Origin of the sequence: Enterococcus sp. DIV1279b (genome assembly GCF_050531515.1) — a bacterium.
Lineage (GTDB): Bacteria > Bacillota > Bacilli > Lactobacillales > Enterococcaceae > Enterococcus_D > Enterococcus_D casseliflavus.
In genome coordinates, this window is the sequence record NZ_CP172891.1 from 2,626,180 (window position 1) to 2,638,606 (window position 12,427).

Genomic DNA, 12,427 nt, shown 5'->3' on the forward strand with positions numbered 1-12,427 from the left:
TATCGGCTGTTTTTGTAGTTGTTTTTCATTACCAAATGAAGCATCAGTCAATAGCATCTTCTTGATGCTTTAAACACAAAAAAAGAAGGAGCATTCTCCTTCTTCGGTCATTTCACTATTCAACATTCGTTACTTCGCCGTCTACACTGCGTTCTACTTTCATATCAGTGATTGGCAAGTAACCTAATTCGATAACGATTCCTTGTTGGACATCGTCTGTCATGATGTAATCAAGAAAGGCTTTGACGTTTGCATCTGGCTCGCCGTTCGTGTACATATGCTCGTAAGACCAGATTGGCCATTTGTTATCTGCAATATTTTCAGGAGTCGCTTCTACCCCATCAAGAGATAGCGCTTGGATCGAATCGTCCAAATAGGATAAAGCAAGGTAGCTGATTGCTCCTGGTGTTTCAGCAACGATTTTACGGACTGTTCCAGAAGAATCTTGCTCTTGTGTTTGGATCGTCTCTGCACCATCTAAGCCCCATTTTTCAAAGGTCGCTCTCGTACCGCTGCCTGATGCGCGGTTGATTACAGAGATTTCTTGATCTGCTCCGCCTAGTTCAGACCAATTCTTCACTTTGCCTGTAAAGATATCGATCAATTCTTGTTGGCTAAGATCCGTAACGCCTGCGTCTTTATTTACCACTGGTGCCATACCAACTACGGCTACTTTATGGTCAACTAATTTGCTAGCATCCACACCATCTTTTTCATCCGCAAACACATCGGAATTGCCGATCGTCACCGCGCCTGCTTCTACTTGACTTAAGCCAGTTCCGCTGCCGCCACCTTGAACCGTAATTGTATAATTGGGATTGTCTGCTGAGAAGCTTTCACCTGCTGCTTCAACCAAGGGTTGCAATGCCGTTGAGCCCACAGCTAAAATTTCTACATTTTCATTTGATGCGGCACCTGATGAAGATCCGCCTGATGCTTGACTGCTCTCAGTGCTTGCGCCACCGCTCCCACAGCCAGCTAATAATAATCCAGTTGCAAAAAATAAAAGTCCCAATTTTTTCATTTAGTAAATCTCCTTTCGTTATATGCTTAGTTTAGCAAGGCGGTGTAAACCCTTGATGGATTTCATGTAAAGAATCGATAAAGCGATGTAAATATTTTGTAAAGTTCGTCGATTGCCTAAAAAAGCCCCCGCTGCATCCATCAGAGGGGGCTTACTTTATCTAACACTTATGAACTAAAGAAATGTCTGTAGAATCATTTGCTTTGCATATAGCGTGTCAAGCGATCCATCGCTTCCACCAAGTTCTCCATACTTGCCGCATAGCTTAAACGAACATAGCCTTCTGCTTCGGGACCAAAGGCGATCCCTGGAATGATTGCTAATTGATTCTTTTCGGCTAAGTCGACACAAAAAGCCATGGAATCTTGGTTGAAACCTGCTGATATTTTGGCAAAAATGTAGAATGCACCAGATGGCTTCGCCATTTCAAAACCAAGGGCAGTCATCTTTTCAAACAAGTAATCTCGGCGTTCACGGTAATCGGCTTTCATGACTTCTGCATCATTGATGCCTTCGATCAATGCCCGCACTGCGGCTTTTTGAGAAATCGTTGAGGCCGCGGTCACTAAGTATTGGTGGACCTTAATGATCTGAGCAGTCAACGCTGCTGGTGCAAAAATGAAGCCGACGCGCCAACCAGTCATCGCGTGTGATTTCGACAAGCCGTTGATCACGATCGTTTGATCCCGCAAGTATTCAGCAATGGACACATGGGTTTCATCATAAGTCAACTCACTATAAATTTCATCGCTAATAACAAAAACGGGGTATTTTTCTAAAACTTCTGCCAATGCTTTGACTTGTTCTCGGGTATAAACAACCCCTGTTGGATTGCTAGGATAATTTAAAATGACTGCCTTGACTTGCTCCCCATGTTCTTTTAAGGCTGCTTCTAAAACTTCTGGCGCTAAAACAAAGTCATTATCCGTCGTATCAAGATAAATCGGTTTGGCATGAGCTAAATGGATGACTGGTTCATAGCCTGGATAAATTGGTGCTGGTAAAATCACTTTATCACCAGGTTCCAGCGTGGCTAATAAAGAAGCTGAGATTGCTTCCGTTGCACCGATCGTCACTAATACTTCTGATTGAAAGTCGTAATCAAGCTGATATTTATTTTTCAAAAAGAGGCTGGCTGCTTGCCGAACATCTGCTAAGCCTGCCATTCCAGAATAGTGGCTGAAATTTTGTTCGATTGCTTGGACACCCGATTTTTTCACGTGCTCCGGTGTGTTGAAATCCGGCTCGCCTAACGTTAACTTTAAAATATCAGGAATTGAAGAAACCCGTTCATCAAATTTACGAATCAATGAAACAGCTATATTGTACACTTCGTGATTGAAGCGTTGGCTTACGTCTGCCATAGTATCACTCCTTTGAATTAAGCAAATTCATTCGCTATTGTTGTTAATCCTAACACAAAAAGGCGACAATTTTAAGCAACGGATGAAATTAATCTAATAACGATAAATTCGTTTGCTCATTTACAAACGAAATAAATTTATGTTAGTATATATCTAAACAATAAAAGGAGAACCCAAAATGAAACCTTATCAAGAGTTTACCATTTCTGATTATCAGCAAGGATATGTCGCAACACCAACGGAATATTGTTGCGTATTTTGTCAGGAGACCTTCGACAAAGAAGAAATCTATCCCGTTGATGGCGCCTTTTTTACAGCAAAAAAACGAATGATGCAGCATATTACTGACCATCACGGAACCGTTTTGTCCGCATTGTTGGCTTTACCCAAAGAACAAACAGGCTTATCAGAGAGCCAACAGGAGATTTTACAACTGTTTGCCCAAGATGTTAGCGATACTGTGATTGCCCAGCGCTTAGGTATCTCTTCTTCGACTGTCAGGAATCATCGCTTTAAACTAAAAGAAAAACAGCGACAAGCGACTGTTTTTTTAAGTATCATGTCCTTGTTGCAAGATACCCCGTTGCTGCCGCCTCATAAAGGGGCGACGATGCTTGATGATCGCTATGCCATTACGGCTAGTGAAAGAGAAAAGATCATTGCCACTTATTTTGATGAAACGGGGTTTATCAAACAGTTTCCCAGCAAAGAAAAGCGCAAGATTGTTGTCTTGAGTGTACTGGCACAAAAATTTGATCCGAAGAAAAATTATTCAGAAGCTGCTGTCAACGATGTATTAAAACAAGCGATCACCGATTATGTCACTGTCCGACGTTATTTGATCGAATACGGATTTATGCAACGGACGAAAGACGGGAAAACTTACTGGCTGACTTAAAACCTAGTCTGTAACTGGCTGGAACTTTTGTTGGTTGGATGAGCAGTATCTTTCACAGTTAAAAAAAAGTTAATAATCTCCACTTTTTTACAACAAAAAAAGACAAAGTACGAAATCATCCGTACTTTGTCTACCGTCTGAAACGCTGGGACAAGTTCCAGCGTTTATTTTTCTTTTAGAAAGATTTTTTTGATGATCAATTTATCAAATAATTGCGTTTGATTGTCTTGTTCTCCAATGACTTCAGCGGTCACCGATTTACCATCTTGTTTTTTACGTAGCTGGTAAACGATCTTGCCTGTTTCTTTCAATTCGTTCACCATGTCAACGACACCGCCAAAACCAGTTTTACGAGTGATGAACCCTAGCGCCACCATTCGCTCATCTAAATTTTTTGCCGAGATGCTCGCACCGGTGATCAGCGCTTGCCGCATGATTTGTAAGAATTCCTCTAGCCCTGCCACTGGCGGCTGTTCGGGTTCTTCTTCCATCATCGGTCGCTGACGCAAATAATCTAATTCCTGCAATAACGTTTCATACTGCTCTTGTGTCAACATGACCCCCGCCACTTTTTCACGATTGAATACATATACTGCTGTTCCTGCTTCTCGCGCTTGATTAAATACATCCATCGGAGATTTTTTTACTTCAGTAATTGAAGTAGTGGGAACATCCAATTTCTTCAGTTCCATAATCAACGTCCTCCTTGTCTCAACGAACACATTATAGCATAAATCCAGAAGCAGATTATAGAGGTATTTCACTGCTCCTAGGAAAAGAAACAAAAAAGCGGCTAATCGCCGCTTTTTTCGATTGATAAGGTCATTGCATTGATGGCAACGATGATCGTGCTCATAGACATCAAGACAGCTCCGACTGCTGGGTTCAAAATGATCCCGATCGGTGCGAGCACGCCAGCTGCCAAAGGAATGGCAAAAATATTGTATCCTGCGCCCCACCAGAGATTTTGAATCATCTTACGTCTTGTTTTTTTCGCCAACGTCAAGAAGTGCAAGATGTCTTGAGGTTCGCTATTCGTCAAAACGACATCGGCTGAATCGATCGCTACATCGGTACCCGCTCCGATCGCAATCCCGATCGTCGCTCTTGCAAGACTTGGGGCGTCATTGATCCCATCGCCTACCATTACGACGCGCTTGCCCTCTTTGACATAGTCACTGACTAGACGTTCTTTATCGTCTGGCAACATTGCCGCATGGAAGGCTTCGATTCCTAGGTAATCGGCTACGGCTTGCGCCGCTTCTTGGTTGTCTCCAGTAGCCATAACTGGCGTGATGCCTAAGTCTTTCACTTTTTGAATAAATTGACTCGCTTCTGGTTTCACCTTATCCCCTAATGCGACGATACCTTCCACTTTGCCGTCATGAACCAAATAGCTGATGGTATTGCCCTGTTCTTGATAATTTTTCAAGGAGTTCCCTTGATACTGAATGGCTAATTGCTCCAATCCTTTTTGATTGACGATCAACCACTTTTGTCCATCGATCACGCCTTCCAGACCAATCCCTGTCCTTGTTTGAACATCAGTCGCCTTTTTGGCTGTGATGTTTTCCTTTTCAGCTTCGGCTAAAATGCCTTCTGCGATCGGATGATTGGCGGTTTTCTCAAGACCTGCTAGGTAAGCTAGTACTTCTGATGCAGAAAGACTGCCTGTCGCCTCGATGCCAGTTACGGTAAACGTTCCTTCTGTTAACGTACCGGTCTTATCGAGGATCAGATAATCAACATGATGCGCATTCTCCAGTGCGTTGCGATTTTTTAAGAGCAAGCCATTTTTGGCAGCGATCGATGTCGAACGAGCAACTACGAGGGGAATCGCTAGCCCTAACGCATGGGGACAGGCAATGACGAATACCGTGACCATTCGATCAAGAGCAGTCGGTAGATCAGCAACAAACAGCCATACAGCAAATGCCAAGACACCAGCAACTAACGCAATATAAAACAACCATTTTGCCACTTTGTCCGAAAGTGCTTCTAAGCGGGATTTATCAGCTTGGGCTTTTCGCACCATTTCCATGACTTTCGCTAAGTAGCTGTCTTCCCCAGTTCCTGTGACTTCCATCGTGATGGTACCGTTGCCGTTGACAGATCCTCCAATGACAGTACTGCCGATGGTTTTAGGTACCCGTCTGGATTCACCAGTCACTGCCGACTCATCGATCGTTGTTTCTCCTTCAAGGATCGTTCCGTCTGTAGGAATCTTATCTCCTGAGCGAACGATCAACTGTGTTTTGTTGGTCACTTCTTCTAATGGAATCTGTTCTTCTGATCCATCCGCATTTTTCCGAATCACTTCTTTTGGCAATAGTTCTGCTAATTTCTGTAATGCATTGCCAGCATTAGAAACGGCATTCATCTCGATCCAATGCCCCAACAACATGATCACGATCAGAGTCGCTAGTTCCCAGAAGAAGTCCATTACATGAGGAACAGCAAGAAAATGATTGGCGATAAACGCATATAGACTATAAAAATAAGAAACCGTGATCCCCATAGCAATCAACGTCATCATGGCTGGGCTTTTTTGTTTCAATTCCATTTTCGCACCACTTAAAAACGGCTGCCCTCCATAGAAAAACAGGATCGTTCCTAAAATCAATACGACCCAATCTGATCCGGGAAACGTGAACTGAAAGGGCAATTCGATGCCCATCATTGGTGATAAAATGACGATTGGAATCGCCAAAACCAAGGAAAGCCAAAACTTTTGCTTAAAATTTCCCATATGCATACTATGATCCATGCCACCCATTCCATGATCCATACCAGACATCTCATGATTCATGTGACTATGATTCATGCCAGACATCTCATGATTCATGTGACTATGGTTCATGCCAGACATCTCATGGTCCTTGTGGCCGTGATCCATGCCAGACATCTCATGGTCCTTGTGGCCGTGATCCATGCCAGACATCTCATGGTCCTTGTGGCCGTGATCCATGCCAGATATCTCATGGTCCTTATGGCTATAGTTCATGCTGGACACTTCATGATCCATAGGACCATGGTTACTATCGGAGCTTTCATGCTCCTGCTGTTTTGATGTCGCCCTGTGATGATCCATCCCATTCATCTCATGGCTAGGCTCAGGGACTTCTGCCAGCTGTGATTGCGTATGTTGCTCTTGTCCCTGTGTACCATTATCCCGCTCATTCAAAGCAGGTTCATGCCTATGATGGCTTGACGTCTGACTATTACTTGCGGAAGACGTTTTTTTCTGATTCATCCTAGTATTCCCCTTCCTATTTCACTGAATGTGCGTACAGTCTTGCTCCTTCATACAAAAGCTTCAAGCGGCTGGACACTTTTCATTTGTTTTGATTTTTCATTTTCACTTTAGCAATTCCATTGCTTACTCAAATACCCCTTGATAACCCGCTTCGGTGACCGCATTGACTAAGGCTGTTTCTGTCACTTGCGACTCGTCAAACTTGACTGTTCCGCGAGCTTTTTTCAAGTCCACTTTGGCTTTTTTCACACCCGGTACTTCACTAAGCGCTTTTTCAACTTTTGCGGCACAATGGGCACAATTCATTCCGCTGATTTGCATGTTTTTTTTCATTACGATTCCTCATTTCTTTTAACAGTTCGTTGGCTACTTATTTTGTTGCATGGGTTTTGCATTGGCACTGACCAGGAATACAATTACATGAGATCGCTGCTACTGGCACTTTTTGGTCGACTGCTGCTTGGAGCATCGCCAAATCTTCTGCCGTCAATGCTGCTTCTTGGATCATTTCTGCTAATGTCTGCCCAACTTTTTTGGCACAAATATGAGAAAAAAGATTCTCAGCTGCGCTGCGAACGGTTGCTTCTTCGGAAACAAGCGGCGAATAAACAAATTTTTTCCCTTGGCTTTCTGTTTTCAATACGCCTTTTTTGACGAGTCGTCCTAAAAGCGTCTTGACCGTTGCTGCTTTCCAATTTTTATTTTCGCTCAATAAAGCGGTGATCTCTTTCGCGTCGGATTGTCCTAATGTCCAGATCACACGCATGACTTCCCATTCAGAATCGCTGATTTTGATTGGTTCGACCACAGGTTGCATTTGTCCACTTCCTTTCATAAGTGATTCACATTTTTAAGTTTACATCTGTAATCGTATTTTGTCAAAAAAAAGCATCGCCAAACTTTCTGCGTTTTGACAATGCTTTTTTCTATTTCATTAAAAATGATTTGGTTCCTATGCTTAAAAGTGGACCTGATACGTCGTCACAGAGTGGAAGGGTTCTTCTGGACGCAACACGATCTCACCAAAGTGGGTAAATTTCTCAGAACCAGGAACACCTTGTGTTTCGATCGCCATCCCGCCATGATTGGCAAAAGGACCAGTCTTCATTGATGCACCAGCTTCTCCCTCACCCGTTGTGTAAATAACAACGGCAGGACGGTCAGTAGTTACAGTCAGCTGCACTTTTTGATCGGGACTGGTTACTTTTAGATCCCACTCTTGCGTATGGTCTAATAAGAACGGATCATCCAACATCGTCGTTCCCATCGGGCGTTCTTGTCTAAAATCAAACTTTGTGCCTGCGACAGGCGTTTTTTCACCGGTCGTCGTCACATCGTCATTCGTTTCAGCCACATGTTCGGCATTGATTTGAACCAAGTGGTCATCGATCGGCTGTTGGGTATCACCTGTCAAATTGAAATAACCGTGGTTCGTTGGGTTAAATAAAGTCGCTTTGTCAGTGTTGGCATCATAAGCAAGCAATAGTTCATTGTCATTCGTCAACGTATAGGTGACTTGATAACGAACATTCCCAGGAAACCCGCCATCGCCATCTTGCCGTGTGGTAGTAAAAATCACCCCAGCTTTGTCTGCTTCTTCAAAGGTTTCAGTGATCCATGTATCAGTATCCAGCCCCTTTGAACCGCCATGAAGCGTATTGCCGCCATCATTGTCTTCCGTTTGGTATTCTTGTCCGTCGATCTCAAAGCGAGTACCTGCGATCCTTCCCGCCACAGGGCCGATCGTTGCGCCATAATAACGTGCTTGGCGATGTCCTTCGATCGTGTCATAACCGACCACAATGTCGCGACCTTCTTCTACTGGAACGACCCAATCCAATAAGCGTGCGCCTTCAGGACTTAGCCTTACGATGGTACCGCTATCATTGGAAAGCTCATAAATTGTTCCCATTCTTTCTGACGTCAGTTGTTTCACATTTGGCATTCGTTCATATCCTTCTTTCTTTGATTAGTCTGCTGCTCTTTTTAAGTATAGACGTTTAGGGCTAGATCCGTCAATTCAAGACGGAAGAATTCGACAGGAAACGGCTTTGCTTCTGCCACTTCAAAAAAGCGGCAAGAGCACCCCACTGATTTTTAAGAATCATTGATACGCAGCTGCTCGGCAAAAATCAGGATTCCCGGCCTGATTTTTTACCGTTTGGTTTCTATCAATATCCATTTCATCCGTTGGGTTCTTTTGCCGCAACTGTCATCGTTTATTTTTTGTGTTTTGCTTGGTAATGTTTTCTCTTTCGCCGCTTTTCTTTAGTCTGAGAAACATTAGCAGCCAAATCTTTGTTTTCTTTTTCTTGATCAGCATTTCTTCTTTCAGCACGTTCAGTTAGTACACTTTGTCTGAATCGCCGATTTCCCAGAAACTTTAACGCACACATGAGTGGTTGACGATTTTCACCGACTAATCCAATCAGCTCAATAAACAGCTCAATTCCAAATCCTGTGCTAATGATTAATAAAACAATCGCTGTATTGCTCGCGTAATTCATTAGTAAAGCAATAAAAGAAAAGACTAATGCTAAGGCATAGATCGTTAGCACTGTGCCGCGATGAGAAAACCCTAACGACAACAATCGATGATGCAAGTGCATTTTATCGGCAGAGGAAATCTTCTGTTTATTAAACTTTCTTCGGATCATCGCATAAACGGTATCCGTGATCGGTACACCGAGAATAAACATGGGCGTCAGAACAGAAATAAAAGTTGCGTTTTTCAATCCTTGTAGTGAGAGCACAGAGATCATAAATCCTAAAAACAATGCTCCAGTATCTCCTAGAAAAATGGTTGCTGGATAAAAATTATATGGAAAGAAACCGATGATTGCTGCGATCAAAGTAAAAATGACCATTGGTACTTCCACAAAATTCGGCAGAAAGAAATAGCTGATAATCCCTATCGTCGTCAAACTGATAATAGAGACGCCGCTCGCCAACCCATCGAGACCATCGATTAAGTTCACCGCATTGGTAATTGCCAGTATCCAAATCAAAGTCATAGGCAAGGCAAACCATCCCAGATCAATAAAGCCAAAATAAGGAATCGTGACTGTGCTGATTTTTATTCCAGCAACGAAATAAATTTCCAGCGCTGCGAATGTCAGACCTATTAATTTTTGCATTGGCGACAGTTCAAATATATCATCCAACAATCCTGTAATCACCACTATTGTTGCACCTAAAAGAATCGGCCAAACGAAGTCGAAAGGAATCATTGTTCGAAATTCCCAAAGCAGCGCAAAGGAAAAGGCTAAAAAAATACTTAATCCCCCAGCTGAAGGCATGGTCTTCGTATTGATCCGACGCTCTCCTGGGCGATCAACTGCGCCAATCTTGCAAGATATCAATTTGATGACTGGTGTCAATAATAAAGACACGATCATTGTTATAAATAAGCGCATTACAAATTTGAATGCAAAATCCATCGTTTATTCTCGCTTTCCGTTATTTCTCTTTATTGGTAAATGTATCTTCGATTTTCGAAGAAATCCGCTGAACAGGATCTGTTCGTTCTTTGATCTCTTGTCCCGACACATACTCTTCTACCACTGCGTTGATGATTCCACCCAAGATAATAATCGTCGCAGCAAGATTCAACCAGATCATTAAAACAATAAAACTTCCAATAATTTGATAGCCAATGATTTTCGCAGCAAAGTAACGGGCGTATAAGCCAAACACTTGTGACAGCAACATCCAGCCAATCGTTGCAAAGATCGCCCCTGGCAAAGTCGAACGCAACTTGACCTTTGCATTCGGCACTAACCAATAGATCAGCATCATGATAAATAGCAAAGCAACGATCGTGACTGGCCATTTGACTGTTTGGAACGTATCGATCAGATTGTCTTGAAACTTAAAAATCGGCTGCAAAAAATCAAGAATGATTTTTCCAAGCCCAAATACCATCGTAACACCAACGATCGCAATCATAAAGAGCAGGATGATCACAAATGATACTGCGCGCACCACGATAAAATTGGAACGTTGGTCCACACCGAAGGCTTTGTTCATCGCAATTTGCAAGGCATTGATACTTTGACTCGCAGACCACAACGCAGCCAAGGCGGAAATCGATAACAACCCGCCAGAGCTTGTGGTGAGGAGGTTTTCGATCGCTGGTCCGATAAAGTCATAGATTTGACTAGGGATCAATTCTTGTACATAAGATAAAACCGTGTTCGGATCAATCGATAAATAAGGCAACAGATTTCCCAGCGCAATCATTAACGGGAAAAGTGAAAGCAATAAATAGTAGGCGACGACGACCGATGTGGTCCCCATCTCTGAATCCGTTATTCTATTTTGCGTTGTTTCAATGAAACGCATCAGCTTTTGATTGCTTTTTACTTTATCAACGATTTTCATGTTTCTTCCTCCGCCAGCGAATCATCTGCCTTTTTTTCTTTGTCATACGTAACAATCAGAAGTCTCCTACCGCCAAAATTTAGTAGGTTCCTTCTTCTCCTTGAGAAGTCAAAATGCGTGGCCCTTCTTTGGTGATCGCCAAACTATGTTCGTATTGGCAACTTAAGCCACCATCTAGAGTATAGGCGGTCCAGCCGTTAGGATCCATTTTCATTTTCCACGTCCCTGTATTGATCATAGGTTCGATGGTAATAACCATTCCTTCTTTTAAACGTAACCCTTTGCCGGCTTCTCCGTAGTGAGGAATCATCGGACTTTCATGGATCGTTGGACCAATGCCGTGTCCAACGAAATCGCGCACGACACCGTAGCCTTCTTTTTCCGCATAGGTTTGAATGGCATGACCGATGTCACCGATTCGGTTGCCAACTTGGGCTTGTTCGATTCCTAGATACAACGCTTTTTTGGTTACTTCCATTAAACGATCGATCTCAGGCGTCGAGTTTCCTACCACATAACTCCAGCAAGAATCAGAAATGGCGCCTTTTAAATCAATACACATATCAACTTTGATCAGATCGCCATCTTTCAATGGTTTTTTTCGGGGGAACCCGTGACAAATCTCATCGTTGATACTGCAGCAAGTGGCATATTTGTAATCTTCAAAACCAATTTGGGCGGCAATTCCGCCATGGCTTTCAATATAATCTCTGACAAACACTTCGATATCCCAACTGGTGATACCAGGTTTGATGAAGCTGCGTAATTGTTTGTGGACATCTGCTAACAGCGCGCCGGATTCGGCCATGCGGTCTATTTCTCTGGCAGATTTTAATGTAATCATGTTCTCGTCTCCCTTAATTAAATTCCTCTTATTTTACCATAGAAATCCCTTATTTTACAAAATTCACAGACATTGTAAAGAGTTTTTCAAGTTTTGTTTTCAATCTTTCGTGCATTTGCTATAATCTGTAAGAGAGTTTTCCTTGAGAATAGGAATGAGATTGGAGGAAAAAGCCCATGGCTTTAGCAAAAATCGTCTATGCGAGTATGACGGGGAATACGGAAGAAATTGCAGATATCGTTTCTGAAGCCCTTGAAAATCTTGACATGGAAGTTGAAATGAATGAGTGTACCCAAGTGGATGCCGATGAGTTTGAAGACGCCGATATCTGTATCGTCGCAACCTATACATACGGTGACGGTGAATTGCCTGATGAGATCGTCGATTTTTACGAAGATTTGCAAGAACTTGATTTAAGTGGCAAAATCTTTGGGGTCTGCGGCTCTGGCGATACGTTTTATGATGACTTTTGTAAGTCCGTCGATGACTTTGAAGCCGTCTTTAGTAAGACAGGTGCAACAAAAGGGGCAGATAGCGTCAAGGTCGACTTGGCTGCGGAAGAAGACGATATTCAAAACTTAGAAGCCTTTGCCAAAAAGCTAGCGGAAGCATTTGCAGAATAAAACAAGAAAACCTCTGACAAAATCACTTGATTCTG

Annotated in this window: 12 protein-coding genes; 2 read left to right on the forward strand and 10 right to left on the reverse strand. The window is 42.8% G+C overall.

Annotated elements, in window-relative coordinates; translation table 11 throughout:
• Nucleotides 1-115: 115 nt before the first annotated feature.
• Together IGI71_RS12470 and IGI71_RS12475 are read right to left on the reverse strand one after the other, a co-directional pair.
• Entirely contained in the window at nt 116-1,024 is a 909-nt protein-coding gene (locus IGI71_RS12470) for a phosphate ABC transporter substrate-binding protein PstS family protein (protein ID WP_060792538.1), read from the reverse strand.
• A gap of 194 nt (nt 1,025-1,218) precedes the next feature.
• On the reverse strand, nt 1,219-2,388 hold the full coding sequence (locus IGI71_RS12475; protein WP_430615769.1) for a pyridoxal phosphate-dependent aminotransferase: 1,170 nt from the start codon (nt 2,386-2,388) through the stop codon (nt 1,219-1,221).
• Nucleotides 2,389-2,566: 178 nt separating this feature from the next.
• Here IGI71_RS12475 and IGI71_RS12480 point away from each other — a divergent pair, with 178 nt between their 5' ends.
• Entirely contained in the window at nt 2,567-3,286 is a 720-nt protein-coding gene (locus IGI71_RS12480) for a DUF2087 domain-containing protein (RefSeq protein WP_074536053.1), read from the forward strand.
• A 164-nt stretch (nt 3,287-3,450) separates the two neighbouring features.
• Here the strand turns inward: IGI71_RS12480 and IGI71_RS12485 are convergent, their stop codons facing one another.
• The 8 genes from IGI71_RS12485 to map form a co-directional block, all read right to left on the reverse strand.
• Nucleotides 3,451-3,978 carry a hypothetical protein gene (locus IGI71_RS12485; RefSeq protein WP_010749742.1) on the reverse strand — a complete coding sequence of 176 codons (528 nt, stop codon included), beginning with the start codon at nt 3,976-3,978 and terminating at the stop codon, nt 3,451-3,453.
• A 101-nt stretch (nt 3,979-4,079) separates the two neighbouring features.
• Nucleotides 4,080-6,539 (reverse strand): copper-translocating P-type ATPase, encoded by a 2,460-nt coding sequence (locus tag IGI71_RS12490; protein ID WP_430615770.1) that lies wholly within the window; start codon nt 6,537-6,539, stop codon nt 4,080-4,082.
• Between the two features lie 126 nt (nt 6,540-6,665).
• Nucleotides 6,666-6,875, reverse strand: coding sequence for a copper chaperone CopZ (gene copZ, locus IGI71_RS12495; RefSeq protein WP_005228873.1), 210 nt, complete (start codon nt 6,873-6,875; stop codon nt 6,666-6,668).
• Nucleotides 6,876-6,912: 37 nt separating this feature from the next.
• A complete protein-coding gene (locus IGI71_RS12500) occupies nt 6,913-7,359 on the reverse strand; it encodes a CopY/TcrY family copper transport repressor (protein WP_060792542.1) in 447 nt (148 codons plus the stop codon).
• Between the two features lie 141 nt (nt 7,360-7,500).
• A complete protein-coding gene (locus IGI71_RS12505; RefSeq protein ID WP_015510146.1) occupies nt 7,501-8,487 on the reverse strand; it encodes an aldose epimerase family protein in 987 nt (328 codons plus the stop codon).
• 274 nt (nt 8,488-8,761) lie between these two features.
• On the reverse strand, nt 8,762-9,982 hold the full coding sequence (locus IGI71_RS12510; RefSeq protein WP_010749745.1) for a glycosyltransferase family 4 protein: 1,221 nt from the start codon (nt 9,980-9,982) through the stop codon (nt 8,762-8,764).
• 19 nt (nt 9,983-10,001) lie between these two features.
• Nucleotides 10,002-10,925, reverse strand: a complete 924-nt coding sequence (locus tag IGI71_RS12515; RefSeq protein WP_005228865.1) for a YihY/virulence factor BrkB family protein — start codon at nt 10,923-10,925, stop codon at nt 10,002-10,004.
• A 79-nt stretch (nt 10,926-11,004) separates the two neighbouring features.
• Nucleotides 11,005-11,769: a type I methionyl aminopeptidase gene (gene map, locus IGI71_RS12520; RefSeq protein ID WP_005228863.1), complete on the reverse strand. Its 765-nt coding sequence runs from the start codon at nt 11,767-11,769 to the stop codon at nt 11,005-11,007.
• 176 nt (nt 11,770-11,945) lie between these two features.
• Between map and IGI71_RS12525 the strand changes: the two genes are divergently transcribed.
• Nucleotides 11,946-12,392 carry a flavodoxin gene (locus IGI71_RS12525; RefSeq protein ID WP_015510148.1) on the forward strand — a complete coding sequence of 149 codons (447 nt, stop codon included), beginning with the start codon at nt 11,946-11,948 and terminating at the stop codon, nt 12,390-12,392.
• Nucleotides 12,393-12,427: the final 35 nt, after the last annotated feature.